Origin of the sequence: Arthrobacter globiformis NBRC 12137 (assembly GCF_000238915.1) — a bacterium.
In the GTDB taxonomy this organism is placed as follows: Bacteria; Actinomycetota; Actinomycetes; order Actinomycetales; family Micrococcaceae; genus Arthrobacter; species Arthrobacter globiformis.
In genome coordinates this window covers 189408-204925 of the sequence record NZ_BAEG01000037.1, presented here as the reverse complement: position 1 = coordinate 204925, position 15518 = coordinate 189408, and the positions used below count along the sequence as shown (strand labels likewise).

Genomic DNA, 15518 nt, shown 5'->3' with positions numbered 1-15518 from the left:
TGAACTCTCCGGTGCTGGAAGCAACCTTCTGGTACTAGCTTATGCCTGCCGAAACGGATGGTCGCCTGCTTGCAGACCGCGGACGGATTTCCCCGCTGCCACGCTCTTTCAGCGTTGCCGGAATGAGGTGCGTTGCGGGTTCCCCGGAGAAGCCGTCCATCCGTGCAAACAACCTTTCTGCCGCGATCCGCCCGATTCCTTCCGCGTCCTGGGCGATGACTGTAATTCCAGGGTCAGCCAGGTCAGCATGAGGAAAGTCGTCAAACCCGACGACGGCGATTGAGTTGTTCATGCCGTTCTCGCGTAACGCTTTGATCGCCCCGGCGGTTCCTGCCGAACCGGCGGTGAAGATCGCTGTGGGCCGGGGACCGCTCCGGATGAGCCGGGCAATCTCGTGTCGAGCACTTTCAGCGTCCCGCAGGTTCTGGAGAACGGGTATGTCGCTGGATGTGATGCCCGCTTGGCCGAGTTTCGCCATGAATCCGCGGTACCGTTCCCCGGCGGCGACATCACCTGCGCTTGCGGGGACGGCGCCGCAGTACGCGATCCGGCGGTGGCCGAGTCCGAGGAGATGGTCCGCGGCCTGCCCAGCGCCGGCAGCGTTGTCCGTGGTCACCGCGTCTGCAGGCACTCCCATGGGCAGTGCGCCCAAGAAGACGAGCGACGTGCCCTGGGCCGCCTCCAGGGCGCGGAATGAGTGCCTTCCCTTGGCTGGTCCCAGGATGATCCCGTCGACACGGCGGCCCAGGAAGTTGTTGATGATTTGCAGCTCCCTTTCGGGGTCGCAACCATGGCTGGCCGAAATGACGGCAGTCTTCCGGTCCCATGCCTCTTCCTCTATTGCCCGGAGAACCGCAGCCGAGAACGGATCGGCCAAGTTTTCCACCAGAAACCCGAGCGTCAGTGTCCTGCCGTTTGCCCGTTTGAGGTTCGCGGCGTCCGGATTGGGCTGGTAGCGCAACCGCTCTATCGCCTGACGGACGCGTTCAATGGTCGCCGCGGAGACGTTCGGTTCCCCGTTCACAACGCGGGACACCGTCTTGGTTCCACGCCGGCCAGTGCGGCGACATGGCGCATGGTGGGACGCGATGGCCCTGAACGGGCCGGGCCGGCGGTGCCAGGCATTTTCGGTCTGGACATTCGGTCTTCTAGGAGCGGGCCACGAGGGACTGCAGGGCTGCCGCGGCCCCGTCGGAATGGAGCTCGCCGAGAACCCGCGTGTACGCGTCCACGAAGCGCCCGTTATCGGCAAGGTCGCCGAAGACCTCCCGGTTGGCGATGAACGCCAGCGGTTCCTCGCGCTGCCGTGCGGCGGCGGCCATCAGGGGTTCTTTGAGCCGGTCGACGACGTCGACGGGGTTTCCTTGCTCGTCCGTGCCTTCGGCGTAGCGGGCCCAGCTGGCGACGATTGCCGCGGAGCGGTGGATCTCTCCGCCGTTGTCCAGGTTGAGACGGATGACCGGCAGCAGCCATTTGGGGATCCGGTCGGAGCTTTCGGCGCACAGCCGGGCGAGAGTGTCCCTGACGTGCTGGTTGGAGAACCGCTCAATCAGGGTTCGCTTGTAAGATCCGAGATCGATGCCGGGCACGGGCTGGAGCGTGGGCGTGGCTTCCCTGTCCATGTAGTCAAGCAGGAACCGGGCGAACAGCGGGTCCTGGGCGGCTTCGTGGGCGTAACGGTAGCCGGCGAGGTAGCCGAAATAGCACATGCCCTGATGGCTGGCATTCAGCAGCCGCAGCTTCATCAGTTCGTACGGTTCGACGTCGTCCACCAGCTGGACACCGGCGTCGTCGAACGGAGGGCGGCCGAGGCTGAAGTGGTCTTCGAGGACCCACTGCTCGAACGGCTCGCACACCACCGGCCACGCGTCCCCGACGCCGAATTCCCCGGCAATGGCGGCCCGGTCGTCATCGGTGGTGACCGGGGTGATCCGGTCCACCATGCTGTTGGGAAAGGGGACGCTTTCCGCGATCCAGGCGCCCAACCCCGGGTCTTTGAGGTTTGCAAACGCCGTGAACATCCTGCGGGCGACGTCGCCGTTGCCCTGGATGTTGTCGCAGGACATCACGGTGAAGGGAGCCAGCCCGCGTTCCCGCCGCCTCGCGAGTGCTTCCGTGACGAGGCCGAATGTCGTCTTCGGCGTGGCTCCCGGCTGGAGGTCGTGGATCACGTCGGGGTTTTCCGCGTTGAAGTCACCGGTGACATGGTGGAAGTTGTAGCCGCCTTCAGTGACGGTGAGCGAGACGATGCGGATCTGTTCCGATGCCATTTTTTCGATGACCGGCTCGGGGTCGTTCGGGGCGAAGAGGTACTCGATGATCGAGCCGATGACCCGTGCCTCCCGGCTTCCGTCAGGATTTTTCACCACCAGGGTGTAAAGGCAGTCCTGGCTGTCCATGACCTGCTTCATGCGGGCGTCCCCGGGCAGGACCCCGACCCCGCAGATGGCCCAGTCGTGAGCCAGTCCGGCATTCATCAGCCGGTCCAGGTACATGGCCTGATGGGCGCGATGGAACCCGCCGACGCCGAAGTGGACGATGCCGGCGGTGAGCTTCGTCCGGTCGTAGGACGGTACGGCCACCGGTGCAGGCATCCCGGGCAGGGAACTGTTGCTCAGTGTTTGCATAATCACGCCTTCTGGGCGGAAATGGAGCCGGTCAGGGGACCCAGCTCTGCCGACGTCGGCGGGTTGGCCCCTTGGCGGGAACAGGTGATCGCCGCGGCCCGGTTCGCATAGGCGGCCAGGGCGTGCAGGTCATCCGGGGACAGGTTATGCAGGTGTGGCCTGCCGGCCGCCCCCAGCATGTCCATCTGGGCGAGTCCGGAGATCAGTCCGGCCATGAAGGAGTCTCCTGCCCCAACGGTGTCAGCCACCGTGATGGGCTCCCCGGGCATCTCCACGCGTCCCTGCCCTGTCATGAGCACCGGGCCGTTGGCGCCGCGGGTCAACGCCAGCAGCGACGGGCCCAGGTCCAGCCACGCCGCCATCGACTCCTCCAGCGTCCTGTGCGGGTAAAGCCACAGCAGGTCCTCGTCACTGGCTTTGACGATGTCACTGGCGGCCACAAAGTCCTCGGCCTGTTCCCGTGCCGCGGCCACGTCCGGGCTGATGGCCGGACGGCAGTTGGGGTCAAAGCTGATGGTGGCGTGCGGGCGTGCCGCGTCGACCAGTCCCCGTACCGACTTGTTGCCCGGGGGCAGTGCCGTGGCAATGGACCCGGTGTGGACGTGGAGCGAGCTCTCCGCGGCTGCCAGGGCAGGTATGGATGCTCCGTTGATGTCCCAGCCTATGGAGAACGTATATTGCGCCGCACCGACGGCGTCCAGGGAGGCCAGGGCGGTTGAGGTCGGTTCGGAGCCGCCGACGATGCTCCGGACGCCGTTGCTGTCCAGATGGTCAGCAATCATGCGCCCGTAACGGTCCTCGGCGAAGTGCGTGACGAGTTTGGTGCGGAGGTCCAGGCGGGCGCAGCCGACGGCAACGTTGAGCGGGCTGCCGCCCGGGTGCATCTCGGGATCGCCGTTACCCCGCCGCTGGTCATCGATGATGTCAACCAGCGATTCGCCGATGACGGTGATCATGGTCAGCGGCCCGGGTAGACGACGGCCTTGAGCTGGCCCGGCTGTTTGCCGGCTTTGAGTGCTTCCTCGGACTCGGCGAGGGAGAACTTGCCGGTGACCAGGACATCCAGGTCGACTTTGCCGTCGGCGATGAGCTGGATCGCCAGGGGCCAGGTGTTGGTGTAGCGGAAGACTCCGGAGAGCCAGATCTCACGGTTCTGGAGGTACGAGACGGGGAGTTCGACGTCGTCCGCCCCCAGCCCGACGAGGATGACCCTCCCGGCCGGTCCCACGGCCTTGATCCCGGAACGGACCGCCTGCGGTGCGCCGGAAGCGTCAATGAAGGCATCGACGTCGAGCCCTTCCACAGTGTCCGTCTTCGCGTTCAGCGCGTGGGTGGCGCCGTGTTCCAAGGCGAAGGCCAGGCGGTCTTCGGCGACGTCGCTGATGTAGATTTCCGTGGCACCGAAGGCGCGGGCGGCCTGGGCGGCGATGATGCCGATGGGGCCGGCCCCCGCGATCAGGACGCGGCTTCCGGGCCGGATTTCGGCACGTTCGCAGGCCCACAGCCCCACCGACAGCGGCTCGATCAGGGCGGCGGCCTCGTCGCTGACGCTGTCCGGGATGTCGTAGGCGAAGTCGCTCTGGATGGTGACGTATTCCGCGAAGGCGCCGTCAATCGGCGGGGTGGCGTAGAACTCGATGTCGGGGCACAGGTTGTAGCGTCCGGCCTTGCACTGCTTGCACGTGCGGCAGGGGCGCTGGGGTTCGACGGCGACGCGCTTGCCGATGCGGTCAGGATCGACGGCGCTTCCGACGGCGGCGATCCGGCCGGAGAGCTCGTGGCCAAGAATCAGCGGGTGGTCCACCACGTAGTCCCCGATCCGCCCGTGTTCGTAGTAGTGGACGTCGCTGCCGCAGACGCCGACGGCGGCGACCTGCACCAGGACCTGGTCGGGCTCCAGGCCGGGGACGGGAAGGGTTTCCAGTGCCATGTCGCCCTGGCGCTTCAGGATGGAGGCGCGCATGGAGGCCGGCAGTTCGGCGTCCGTGCGGATACGGGACTGTGCGGTGGGTGTTGTCATCGAAGTAATCCTCTGGGAATCGAAGTGGCGGGACCGGCTACTTGGCGGCGCTGTTATGTCGCGGCCCTGTTATTTCACGGCGCCCAGCGAGAGGCCCTGGACGAGTTTGTCCTGGGCGGCGAAGCCTGCGAACAGCACCGGAAGTGAAATGACGACGGCGGCCGCGCAGACCTTGGCGAGGAACAGGCCCTGGCTGGAGACGAAGCCGGTGAGGAACACCGGTGCTGTCCCGGCCATGACGCCGGTGAGGACCCGGGCCAGGAGCAGTTCGTTCCAGCTGAAGATGAAGCAGATCAGGGCGGTGGCGGCGATGCCGGGCATGGCCACGGGAGCGATGATCTTCCGAAGGGTGAGGAGCAGGCTGGCGCCGTCGATCTGTGAAGCCTCCAGCATTTCCACCGGTACTTCGGCAAGGAAGGAGCGCATCATCCAGACGGCGATGGGCAGGTTCATGGAGGTGTACATCAGGATCAGGAACCAGATGTTGTCCAGTGCGCCGGTGGTCTTGGCGAACAGGTAAAGGGGCAGGATCGCGGCCACCACCGGCATCATCTTCGTGGAGAGGAAGAAGAACATCACGTCGGTCCACTTCTTCACCGGCCGGATGGACAGCGCATAGGCCGCAGGGATGGCCAGGACCAGCACCAGCACGGTGGACAGGATCGAGGCGGTGGCGGAGTTGATCAGCGGCGGCCAGGGGCTGACGCCGGAGCTGGCGCCGAAGAACTCCTTGTAGGCGTCCAGGGTGAGGTTCGCCGCGACGGAGGGCGGGTTTGTGGCGGCGTCCGTTTCCGAGTGGAAGGACGTCAGGATCATCCACAGGACCGGGGCGGCGAACAGCAGGGCCAGCAGCCAGGCCGCGACGCCGGCGGCGGTGTTGTTACGGGTGGGATCCATGCGGGACTTGCCGCCGAACCTACCGAATATGCGGCGGCGCGACCCGGCGTTCAGGGCGGTCGGGCCGGGGGGTGTGTTTCGGGGTGCGGCGGGGGTGAGGGTGCTCATCGTGCTGCCTCCTTCTTGAAGAGCGAGAAAACGGTGCGGAGGGCGAAGGTCGCCACGATGATGGTGCCGATGACCACCACAACGCCGGCGGCCGAGGCCAGGCCGTATTCGTTGGCGAAGTAGAACGTCTGGTAGATGGCGTAGGGAAGGTTGGCGGTGCCCAGGCCGCCGGAGGTGAGGGTGAAGACGGCATCGAAGTTCTGCACGATGTAGATCGCTCCGAGCAGGCCGCCGAGTTCCAGGTACTGGCGCAGGTGCGGCAGGGTGAGGTGGCGGAAGATGTCCCACGGGCTGGCGCCGTCCATCTGTGCTGCCTCAACGGTGTCCATGGGACGCGACTGCAGGCCGGCCAGCAGGATGAGCATCATGAAGGGAGTCCACTGCCAGACCAGGGAGACGATGACGGCCATCAGCGGCGCCTGGGACAGCAGGTCCGGCTGCGGCGGGGTGTCGCTGCCGAACAGGGACCAGACCCAGGTCAGGATCCCGTTGATCAGCCCGTACGTCGGGTTTAGCAGGGCGTGCTTCCAGATGAGGGCGGCGGCCACGGGCACCACGAGGAACGGTGCGATCAGGAGGGTGCGCGCCAGTCCCCGGCCGATGAACTTCTTGTCCAGCAGCAGTGCGAGTCCGAGGCCGATGACCAGGCTGGCCAGGACCACGGACACGGTGAGGATGACGGTGGTGAAGATGGCCTGGCGCAGGTCGGCGTTGGTGAGGACTTCGATGTAGTTGCTCAGGCCGGCGAATCCGGTCTGGTCCGGGCGGAGGCTGTTCCAGTTCAGGAACGAGATGATCAGGGTCACCACGAACGGCAACTGGGTGACGATGATCAGGAAGATGAGGGCCGGCAGCAGCGGCGCACGCCGTGCCCAGGCCAGGGCGCGTTCACGGGATCTGGCGTTCTTGGAAGGTTTCGTTGCGCTGTGCCCGGTGCGGGAAATGCGCGCTGTTGCTGTTGTCATGATGGTCTCCTGCGGTTCCGTGGCCGCCCGGGGGCGGCCACGGAGCCGGTTGGTGGGTGGGTTACTTCTTGTACTTGTCGCCGATTTTCTGAGCGGCTTCCTGGCCCTTGGCCAGCGCCTCGGTTACCGATCCCTGCCCTGCGATGGCGGAACTGACACCCTGGGAGACCGTGGTGCCAAGGTCAGCGAATTCGGGGATCCCGACGAACTGGATGCCGACCACCGGACGCTCCTGCACGCCTGGATTCTTCGGATCCGCGTTTTCGATGGCGGAGCGCTCCGCCTTGAAGAACGGCGCCGCCTTTTGGAAGTCCGCGTTCTCGTAGGTGGAGATGCGCTTGCCGGACGGAACCTTCGCCCAGCCGAGCTTGGACGCGACGAGTTCCTCATACTTCTTCGAGCTGGCCCAGGCGATGAACTTGCCGGCAGCTTCCTGCTTCTTCGAGGCTGCCTGGACGCCCCAGGACCAGGTCCACAGCCAGCCCGACGACTTCGTGTTCTTCACCGGGGCCTGGGCGTAGCCGATCTTGCCCTTCACCGGCGAGTTCGCGGCCTCCAGTGCGCCGGCAGCGGACGTGGCGTCGTACCACATGGCCACTTTGCTCTGGCTCATGTTGTTCAGGCACTCGGTGAACCCGGCCTGCGCGGCACCCGCTTCACCGTGCTCGCGCACCAGCTTGGTGTAGAACTCGGTCGCCGCGGTGAACTCGGGAGCGTTGACCTTCGCGTTCCAGTCCTTGTCGAACCAGGTGCCGCCGAAGGTGTTGACCACGGTGGTCAGCGGCGCGAAAACCTGGCCCCAGCCCGGCTGGCCGCGGAGGCAGATGCCCTTCATGCCCGCAGCCGCTCCGTCGGCCTTTGCGGCCAAATCAGCGACCTGGTCCCAGGTGGGCTTCTCCGGCATGGTCAGGCCTTTGGCCTCGAAAATGTCCTTGCGGTACATCAGGAAGGAGGACTCACCGTAGAACGGCTCGCCGTACAGCTTCCCGTCCTTGCCAGTCAGGGAAGCCGTGTAAGCGGGCAGAATGTCTGCCTGGTTGAATTCGGCGTCCTTGGCTACATTGTCCAGGGGCGCGAGCCACTTGTTCTCGGAGTAGAACGGAATCTCGTAGTTCGAGAGGGAAGCGACATCGTACTGGCCGGCCTGGCTGGAGAATTCCTGGCTGATCTTCGCCCGGACGTCATTCTCCGGCAGGATCGTGTAGTTGACCTTGATGCCGGTTTCCTTGGTGAAGTTATCCGCGGTCAGCCTTTGCAGGTCTTCCATCTGCGGATTGTTCACCATCAGGACATTGATGCTGTTCTGGTCACCGGCGGCCGTTCCGCCGCCGGCCCCAGAGCAGGCCGAGGCAGAAAGTGCGAGGCACAGGGCGCCGGCGGCCAGTGAGGCAGCGCGCATTTTTGAGCGCATTGAGGACTCCTTTGTTCTTCAAGGGGGGTGCGCAGCCACTGCACCCCGACTGCTGTGTCGAAGTACCGGACTGGAGCGGCATTTGATCGGGGGATCCGATGTGCCGCGCTGGTGTTCCTCAACTTTAGGTCTGTGGGATACGGCACAACTAGCGCCCTGGTTGCTGAATTCTGATACAAATTTTCCGTGGCAACGTCCTGCGTTGGCGGTAATCTAGGCGAAGGCACTGATCTGCGGTGTCCATATTTCATAAACATCCCACGACACGGAGAACCGCAATGACTGCCCCTACCGACGGTGCAACGGCCAGGCTCGCAGAGCGGCTGCTGGGCATGCGTGCCAACCGGGAGGTCATCCCGCCGGACCCCAGCCACTCGGTCCGGTGGCACGAGCACGACTACCCCAGTCCGTTGGCGCGCTGGAACTACCACCCCGAATATGAGATCCACCTGATCCGCAAAGGCACGGGAAAGTTCATCGTCGGCGACCACATCGGCACCTTTGAGGCGGGCCACGTCTCGCTGGTCGGGTCGGGGTTGCCGCACGACTGGGTCAGCGACCTGGAGCCCGGAGAGGTGCTCGAACGGCGCGACGCCGTGATCCAGTTCGACGGGAAGTGGATTCAACAGGCCGCTGTGACCGTTCCTGAGATGGAGGAGGTCAAGCCCCTGCTGGATCAGTCCGCGCGCGGGATCGAGTTCCTGGGCCGCTCGGCCCGGGCCGCCGCCGCATCCATCGAAGCCATGGGCGAAACCGAAGGGCTGGAACGGCTGCACCACCTCCTGGAACTTTTCACGATTCTGGTGCGGGCGCCGCAGGAGGAACGGCGTTACCTGGCCGAGGAATGGTTCCGGCCGCAACTGGACGGCCAGGCGGCGGCCGTCGTCGATATCGTCCTGGAGTATGTCTTCAGCAACCATGCCGGCAACATCAAGATGTCCGAAGCGGCAGCGTTGGTCGGCATGAGCGAACCGACATTCTCGAAATACTTCAAACGCTCCACGGGCCAGAACTTCAGCGACCTGGTCCGCAAACTCCGTCTCGCCCACGCGCGGCGCCTGCTGGAGCACGGCGACAGCGCCATCTCCGACATCTGCTATGAAGTCGGCTTTTCCAACCTGTCCAATTTCAACCGGCATTTCCTCAACGACACCGGCGAAACGCCTCGTCAGTACCGGCAGCGGACGCAAAACTGACACTCAGTGCATATGGGCCGCACGAAAAACCCCGGACCCAAAAGGTCCGGGGCTGCGCAGGATTCTGTTACCGCTCGATGCTGACGGTGAGATCCAGGTGGATGTCCGTGTCGGCGGCAAGGCGGTCCTGGAGGTAGCGGGCGAGACCCGCGTCTGTGGCGGTGTGAACGCCCTGCGGGATCGCTCCGCGGAGGAGAGCCTTGGTGTTGGTGGACTTGAGCACATCCAACGGCGCCCAGCCACGGTGGGCGGACGTGAGGCGTTCCAGGTCGGTGCGGAAGGAGCGCCGGTGGTCGTCGCGGACCGTGGCGCACATGGTGAACGGGATGAAGGCAGTAGGCAAAAATGTCCTTTCACGAGACAGCCGGTGGTCGGCAGCCCGTTTAGCACAAGGTCCCTGCGGTGCCCGCTATTCCTGTGAAGCAGGTTAAGAGTCCGACGTCACGGCCTGCGAGCGACGGCGTCCTCCGCCCGGGGACGCCTTCCGGAAGACTGTGAGCCCGTCCTTCTGGTGGATCATGGTGCGGCCCTTGCCGTCCTTCTGGTTGATCCAGAAAAAGTGCGGGATATGGCTGAGGCGGGCCGGAATCCCGTTCGGGTGCCGGCCCGCCTCTTACCAAGCGGTGCTACGGGAACTAAAACTGGCCGCCGTCGGCCTTCACGGCCAGAACGGGACGGTCCGCCTGCATGAGGATGCGCTGGGCGTGGCTGCCGAGGATGAACTTGCCCACCTGCGTGCGGTGCCGCAGCCCGATGACGATCAGGGAGGCGTTTTCCTCCCGCGCGACGTCGAGGAACTCATCGGCCAGGTCATGCTGGTACGGCGGTTGAATCACCCTGGCCGTCACGCCGGCGTCCGCTGCCTGCCGGGAAGCGTTGGCCAGGACGTCGTCCGGTGCCACGGACTTGTCCACCAGGGCGCCTTCACGGGCGGAGTTGACGATCACCAGATCCTGGTTGCGGAGGCGGGCCTCCGCGATGCCCGCCGCGAGGGCGGCCTCCCCCGCCGGGGTGGGGACGAATCCGACGATGATGCTCATACCTTCTCCTTGATTTCTGTGGCGGCGGTGTCCGCGGGGATGGTGGCCTTGCGCTTGGCCAGCCCGGAGCGGATGCCCGGGAGCGCGGCCACAAGAACGAACACGATGAGGAGCGTGGCGGAGATAGGCCGGCTGAAGAAGCCCAGCGGGTCGCCGCCAAAGACCAGCAGGGCGCGGCGGAGGGAGCTCTCCAGCAGGGAGCCCAGCACGAATGCCAGTACCAGCGGACCTGGCTCGAAGCCGAATTTCTTCATCAGGTAGCCCACGATCCCGAAGACCACCACGAGCGTCACGTCGAACATGCTGTTGTTGATCGTGTAGGCGCCGAGCAGGGTGATCAGCGCCGTGATCGGCGCCAGGATGGCGGCCCGCACGCGGAGGATCTTCACGAAGATCCCCACCAGCGGCAGGCTCATGATCAGCAGCAGGATGTTGCCGATGTACATGGAGTTCACCACGCCCCAGAACAGTCCCGGGTCCTGCTCCACGAGTTGCGGGCCGGGGGTGACGCCCTGGATCAGCAGTGCGCCGAACATCAGCGCCATGGTGGCGTTGGCCGGGATGCCGAGGGTCAGCAGCGGAATGAACGAGGACGTCGCCGCGGCGTTGTTGGCCGTTTCCGGCCCGGCCACGCCTTCCGGCGCACCCTTGCCGAAGCGCTCCGGCTGCTTGGCCCGCTTCTTCTCCATGGCATAGGAGGCCATCGAGGCGATGGTGGCACCGCCGCCGGGCAGGATGCCCAGGAAGAATCCGAGGACGGAGCCGCGGCCGATGGCGCCGGATGCCTGCTTCAGATCACCCCGCGAGGGCCAGACATTTGCGACGGCGGAGGGCGCCTTGGCGGCGCGGTGGCGCTCCTCGAGGTTGTAGAGGATCTCGCCGAGGCCGAAGATGCCCATGGCGATCGGCACGAAGTCGATGCCGTCGGCAAGCTCCAGGCTGCCGAAGGTGAACCGGTTTTCACCGGTGAAGATGTCCCGGCCAACCGTTGCCAGCAGCAGGCCGAGGGCTGCCGCGATGAGGGCCTTGGTCTTTGAGCCGCTGCTGATGGTGGCCACCAGCAGGATGCCCAGCAGCGCCAGCGCGGTGTACTCGGCAGGCCCGAAGTCCAGGGCGAAGCTTGCCACGATCGGGGCCAGGAAGGTCAGGCCGATGATGGCCGCGGTTCCGCCGACGAACGAGCCGATGGATGCCAGTCCGAGGGCCGTGCCGGCCCGCCCCTGCTTGGCCATCTGGTAGCCGTCGAACACGGTCACCACGGAGGAGGCCTCGCCGGGCAGCCGCAGCAGCACCGAAGTGATAGTGCCGCCGTACTGGGCGCCGTAGAAGATGCCGGCCAGCATGATGATGGCGGTGACGGGCTCAACGTTGTAGGTGAGCGGGAGCAGGATGGCGATGGTTGCCGCGGGCCCCAGACCGGGCAATACACCGATCAGCATGCCGATAACGACGCCGATCAGGCAGTACAGGAGGTTCATTGGCTCCAGGACGACTGCAAATCCGTTGATCACGGGATTCAGGAAATCCACGGTGGTCTCCTAGAAGAGGTGGGGGATGGAAGTGTTGAGCGCCGTCACGAAGATGCCGTAGAAAGCTGCCACGACGACGGCGCTGACCACGAGCGTGGAGCGCCAGGTTTCGCCGCCGAGGTAGCGCATCCAGATGATGCACAGCACCAGGGCCGGGAGTTCGAAGCCGGCAATCGGCATGAGGGCCACCATGGCGGCCAGGGTGACCAGCCCGGTCAGCGGGGCCACGGACATGCGGGTGAACTTCTCCGCGTCCCGGTTGCGCCGGCCCATGATCAGCTGGAACAGCCCGAGGACCACCATCACGCAGCTGATCATGAAAGGCCACAGGCCAGGCTGCGGGGCGGACGGTGTGCCCAGGCCCATCGCAACCGACAGGACCACGGCCCCCACGCCGACGCCGATGACCACCAGGGAGGACCCCACGTTGGCCAGCGCGCCCGCGGCAGGCGGCTTTTCTTCCTCCCACTGGGCCGCCAGCTGCTCGGGAGTCAGATCGTCGGGCTCGGCGTCGGGAAGATCAGTGGTGCCGTTCCCGGCGGAGGAAACAGCGTTGGAGCTGTTCCCGCCGCCGGATACCGGTGATGCTGCCTGCACTGGAATCACTTGTTCCCGGCAAGGCTGATGCTGTACTTCTCCACCAGGGCCTTGTACTTGGCTGCGTAGTCCTTCCACTGGGTGACTACTTCCGCACCGGAGATTTCCTTCGGGGTCAGCATGTTCTTCTTGTTGAACTCCTTGTACGCGTCCGACTTCAGGGTGTCCTGGATAGCGGCCAGGAGTTTGTCCTTGACTTCCTGCGGGGTTCCCTTGGGAGCGGCGACGGCGCGGTACTGGGCCACCGGAACGTCGTAGCCGGATTCCTTGGCGGTGGGCGTGTCCGGCAGGAAGGAGTTGCGCTCCTCCGAGAAGACGAGCAGCGGGGACACCTTGCCGGCCTCGATCTGCGGCATGGCCTCGCCAAGCTGGATGGTGGCCAGTTCCACCTGGTTGCCCAGGACGGCGGTCAGTGCGGGCTTGCCGCTGTCGAAGGGAACGTCGGTGCCCTTCACGTTGGCCTGCTTGAAGAGAACGGTCTGGGCAAGCTGGCTGCCGGTTCCGACGCCGGTGGTGCCGTAGGTGACGTTGCGGCCGGCCGAGGTCACGTCCTTGATGGACTTGAAGCCGGACTTTTCGCTGGCAACCAGCACGTAGTCGTCCTGGGACAGGCCGGTGATGATGTCAAAGTCATCAATGTTGACGGCCTCGTCCTGCGTCACGGCCAGCGGCGTGATGGTGATCAGGGAAGCGTTGATGAGCAGCAGGTTCTGACCGTCCGCCGGCTTTCCTGCCACCTCCTTGCTGGCCAGTGCGCCGTTTGCTCCCGGCTTGTTGACTACGGGCATCGGGGCGCCGAGGGTCTTGGCTGCGCCTTCGGAGATGGCACGGGCGATGAGGTCGGTGCTGCCGCCCGGTGCCTGGCCGACGGTGAGGTTGACCGGGCCATTGGGGTACTTGGATGAATCGCTGCCGCCGCCGGAAACGTTGCCGCACGCGGTCAGGGCCAACAGGGTGATGGCCGATGCCGCACCAAGAATGGCGCGGCGGTTGGGGAAGTGCATCATTGAAACTCCTCGTTAGCACTGCGGGCTGCCTCAGCCCGTAGATGGTGTGAACCGGGTCACTGCCCGGCTCGCTAGATCGAGTGTAGGGACGCGCTATGATGCCTGTCTAAGCCCAAATATGCATCAAGTAATACCGGGAGAGCATCATGTTTACTTTGGACCAGCTGACCGGGTTCATCGCCGTGGCCGAGGAACTCCACTTTGGCCGGGCCGCCGAACGGCTCAACATGACCCAGCCTCCACTCAGCCGCCAGATCCAGAAACTGGAGAAGTCTGTGGGGGCTGAACTCCTCGAGCGGGACAACCGCCGGGTCGAGCTGACCGCAGCAGGACGCGCTTTCCTTGACGAGGCCCGCCGGCTTATGGCGCTGGCCAACAGGGCCCCTGTGACCGCACGGCGCATCGCCTCCGGCCGGCAGGGCCATCTCCGCATCGGCTTCACCGCCGCGAGCGGCTTCAGCATCCTCGGACCCCTGCTGGAGGAGATTGGCGCGATCGTGCCCGATGTGGACATCGACCTCCAGGAGTTGGTCACCGGCGAGCAGATCCAAGGCCTGCTCACCGGCGAACTGGACCTCGGCCTGGCCCGGCCGCCTTTTGATACGGAGGTATTCGACTCCCACCTGCTCTACCGCGAGTCAATGGTGCTGGCCGTTCCCGCATCGCATCCCCTCACCGGCCTCAAACGGGACATCGAGAACGAGGACCTCAAGGACGAGCCGCTCATCATGCACTCCCCCACGCAGGCCAGGTACTTCTACGACCTCGTGGTCCGCCTGCACGCGGTCCGGCACGAGAACGTGGTGCACACCGTGAGCCAGATCCTCACCATGGTCTCGCTCGTGGCTGCCAAGCGCGGTGTGGCCTTCGTACCGCATTCGGCCACCGCGCTGGGGATCCGCGGCGTTTCATTCCTGCCGCTGGCCAGCAGGGAAGAAGAACCGGTGGAACTGCACGCCATCTGGAACCGGGATGCCAAAAACCCTGCGCTGGCACGCCTGTTGCGCGACCTGGAGTTCGCGGCAAACTGAATGCCTTTGGCTGTGCGGACTCAATGCACCGAGGGTATCAATGGATACAAAAATGCACTTGGACAGGCATGGACGGGCCTCCCTAGTCTGAAAAGGAACCACACCACCCCAGCCCCCGCCGCCCGCGGCGCCAACTCCAAGGACATTCCGTGGCAAAGTACTCACCCCAGGAACTCGCAAGCATCCTCAAGGAAGGCCTGCTCTCCTTCCCCGTGACCTCCTTCGATGCAGAGCTGCAGTTCGACGAGGAGAACTACCGCAAGCACCTGGCGTGGCAGGCCAGCTACCCCGTTGCCGGGCTCTTCGCCGCCGGCGGCACGGGTGAGGGCTTCTCCCTCACCCCGGCCGAGTCGGCCCGCGTGGTCCGCGCCGCCGTCGAGGAAGTCGGCAGCACCGTTCCCGTCCTGGCCTCCGCCGGCGGCTCCACCGCCCAGGCCGTCGAAAACGCCAAGGCCGCCGAGGCCGCCGGTGCCGAGGGCATCCTGCTCCTTCCGCCGTACCTGACCGAAGCCGACCAGGGCGGCCTGATCGAGCACGTCAGCGCCATCTGCAGCGCCACGTCGCTGGGTGTCATCATCTACAACCGCGCCAACGCCATCTACAAGGACACCACGGTGGCCACCCTGGCCGACCGGCACGAGAACCTGATCGGCTTCAAGGACGGCGTGGGCGACCTCGAGCACGATGCCCGCGTCTACGCCAAACTCGGCGACCGACTCTTCTACCTCGGCGGCCTCCCCACGGCAGAGACCTTCGCCCTGCCGCTCCTGCAGCTGGGCATGAGCACCTACTCCAGCGCCATGTACAACTTCGTTCCGCAGTTCGCGCTCGACTTCTACCAGGACGTCCGCAACAACGACCGCGTGGCCGTGAACCAGAAGCTCAACGACTTCGTCATTCCGTACCTGGACATCCGTGACCGCGTGAAGGGCTACGCTGTCTCCATCGTCAAGGGTGGCCTCGACGCGATCGGCCGCTCCGCCGGCGGCGTCCGCCCCCCGCTGCAGAACCTGGCACCGCAGGACCTGGCCGACCTCAAGGCGCTCATCGCCAAGGTCTCCTAGTTGCCGGCCGCTTAGCCAAACCACCT

General features: G+C 65.3%; 15 protein-coding genes. 3 read left to right on the top strand and 12 right to left on the bottom strand.

All coding sequences use genetic code 11. The features are described 5' to 3' along the window. Positions 1-34 precede the first annotated feature (34 nt). The 7 genes from ARGLB_RS06890 to ARGLB_RS06860 all read right to left on the bottom strand — a co-directional run bounded on the left by ARGLB_RS06890 (position 35) and on the right by ARGLB_RS06860 (position 8028). A complete protein-coding gene (locus ARGLB_RS06890; protein ID WP_245531490.1) occupies positions 35-1024 on the bottom strand; it encodes a LacI family DNA-binding transcriptional regulator in 990 nt (329 codons plus the stop codon). A gap of 124 nt (positions 1025-1148) precedes the next feature. Continuing rightward, positions 1149-2627, bottom strand: a complete 1479-nt coding sequence (locus ARGLB_RS06885; protein WP_003800489.1) for a mannitol dehydrogenase family protein — start codon at positions 2625-2627, stop codon at positions 1149-1151. A 2-nt stretch (positions 2628-2629) separates the two neighbouring features. Beyond that, the gene (locus ARGLB_RS06880) at positions 2630-3583 is read right to left on the bottom strand and encodes a carbohydrate kinase family protein (RefSeq protein ID WP_003800488.1); all 954 of its coding nucleotides are present in this window, start codon (positions 3581-3583) and stop codon (positions 2630-2632) included. 2 nt (positions 3584-3585) lie between these two features. Beyond that, positions 3586-4647 (bottom strand): NAD(P)-dependent alcohol dehydrogenase, encoded by a 1062-nt coding sequence (locus ARGLB_RS06875; RefSeq protein WP_003800487.1) that lies wholly within the window; start codon positions 4645-4647, stop codon positions 3586-3588. 69 nt (positions 4648-4716) lie between these two features. Further along, on the bottom strand, positions 4717-5652 hold the full coding sequence (locus ARGLB_RS06870; RefSeq protein WP_003800486.1) for a carbohydrate ABC transporter permease: 936 nt from the start codon (positions 5650-5652) through the stop codon (positions 4717-4719). Beyond that, entirely contained in the window at positions 5649-6617 is a 969-nt protein-coding gene (locus ARGLB_RS06865) for a carbohydrate ABC transporter permease (protein WP_003800485.1), read from the bottom strand. Before ARGLB_RS06865 ends, ARGLB_RS06870 begins: the two co-directional genes overlap by 4 nt. A 61-nt stretch (positions 6618-6678) precedes the next feature. Then, on the bottom strand, positions 6679-8028 hold the full coding sequence (locus ARGLB_RS06860) for an ABC transporter substrate-binding protein (RefSeq protein WP_003800484.1): 1350 nt from the start codon (positions 8026-8028) through the stop codon (positions 6679-6681). A 278-nt stretch (positions 8029-8306) separates the two neighbouring features. Between ARGLB_RS06860 and ARGLB_RS06855 the strand changes: the two genes are divergently transcribed. Then, positions 8307-9224 carry an AraC family transcriptional regulator gene (locus tag ARGLB_RS06855; RefSeq protein WP_003800483.1) on the top strand — a complete coding sequence of 306 codons (918 nt, stop codon included), beginning with the start codon at positions 8307-8309 and terminating at the stop codon, positions 9222-9224. Positions 9225-9291: 67 nt separating this feature from the next. Here ARGLB_RS06855 and ARGLB_RS06850 read toward each other — a convergent pair whose 3' ends face one another. The 5 genes from ARGLB_RS06850 to ARGLB_RS06830 all read right to left on the bottom strand — a co-directional run bounded on the left by ARGLB_RS06850 (position 9292) and on the right by ARGLB_RS06830 (position 13397). Beyond that, positions 9292-9567, bottom strand: a complete 276-nt coding sequence (locus ARGLB_RS06850; protein WP_003800482.1) for a hypothetical protein — start codon at positions 9565-9567, stop codon at positions 9292-9294. A 292-nt stretch (positions 9568-9859) separates the two neighbouring features. After that, a complete protein-coding gene (locus ARGLB_RS06845; protein ID WP_003800481.1) occupies positions 9860-10264 on the bottom strand; it encodes a universal stress protein in 405 nt (134 codons plus the stop codon). Then, positions 10261-11793 carry a tripartite tricarboxylate transporter permease gene (locus tag ARGLB_RS06840; RefSeq protein WP_003800480.1) on the bottom strand — a complete coding sequence of 511 codons (1533 nt, stop codon included), beginning with the start codon at positions 11791-11793 and terminating at the stop codon, positions 10261-10263. The genes ARGLB_RS06845 and ARGLB_RS06840 overlap by 4 nt, the downstream gene beginning before the upstream one ends. Positions 11794-11802: 9 nt before the next feature. Next, positions 11803-12390, bottom strand: a complete 588-nt coding sequence (locus ARGLB_RS06835) for a tripartite tricarboxylate transporter TctB family protein (RefSeq protein ID WP_003800479.1) — start codon at positions 12388-12390, stop codon at positions 11803-11805. Between the two features lie 5 nt (positions 12391-12395). Continuing rightward, positions 12396-13397 (bottom strand): Bug family tripartite tricarboxylate transporter substrate binding protein, encoded by a 1002-nt coding sequence (locus ARGLB_RS06830; RefSeq protein ID WP_003800478.1) that lies wholly within the window; start codon positions 13395-13397, stop codon positions 12396-12398. 146 nt (positions 13398-13543) lie between these two features. Here ARGLB_RS06830 and ARGLB_RS06825 point away from each other — a divergent pair, with 146 nt between their 5' ends. Together ARGLB_RS06825 and kdgD are read left to right on the top strand one after the other, a co-directional pair. Next, on the top strand, positions 13544-14428 hold the full coding sequence (locus ARGLB_RS06825; RefSeq protein WP_003800477.1) for a LysR family transcriptional regulator: 885 nt from the start codon (positions 13544-13546) through the stop codon (positions 14426-14428). Between the two features lie 149 nt (positions 14429-14577). Next, positions 14578-15492, top strand: a complete 915-nt coding sequence (gene kdgD / locus ARGLB_RS06820; RefSeq protein WP_003800476.1) for a 5-dehydro-4-deoxyglucarate dehydratase — start codon at positions 14578-14580, stop codon at positions 15490-15492. Positions 15493-15518: the final 26 nt, after the last annotated feature.

Coding starts and splice junctions, on each gene's coding strand:
- ARGLB_RS06885 (WP_003800489.1), bottom strand. CDS start 2,627: ATGCAAACACTGAGCAACAGTTCCCTGCCCGGGATGCCTGCACCGGTG.
- ARGLB_RS06880 (WP_003800488.1), bottom strand. CDS start 3,583: ATGATCACCGTCATCGGCGAATCGCTGGTTGACATCATCGATGACCAG.
- ARGLB_RS06875 (WP_003800487.1), bottom strand. CDS start 4,647: ATGACAACACCCACCGCACAGTCCCGTATCCGCACGGACGCCGAACTG.
- ARGLB_RS06870 (WP_003800486.1), bottom strand. CDS start 5,652: ATGAGCACCCTCACCCCCGCCGCACCCCGAAACACACCCCCCGGCCCG.
- ARGLB_RS06865 (WP_003800485.1), bottom strand. CDS start 6,617: ATGACAACAGCAACAGCGCGCATTTCCCGCACCGGGCACAGCGCAACG.
- ARGLB_RS06860 (WP_003800484.1), bottom strand. CDS start 8,028: ATGCGCTCAAAAATGCGCGCTGCCTCACTGGCCGCCGGCGCCCTGTGC.
- ARGLB_RS06855 (WP_003800483.1), top strand. CDS start 8,307: ATGACTGCCCCTACCGACGGTGCAACGGCCAGGCTCGCAGAGCGGCTG.
- ARGLB_RS06845 (WP_003800481.1), bottom strand. CDS start 10,264: ATGAGCATCATCGTCGGATTCGTCCCCACCCCGGCGGGGGAGGCCGCC.
- ARGLB_RS06830 (WP_003800478.1), bottom strand. CDS start 13,397: ATGATGCACTTCCCCAACCGCCGCGCCATTCTTGGTGCGGCATCGGCC.
- ARGLB_RS06825 (WP_003800477.1), top strand. CDS start 13,544: ATGTTTACTTTGGACCAGCTGACCGGGTTCATCGCCGTGGCCGAGGAA.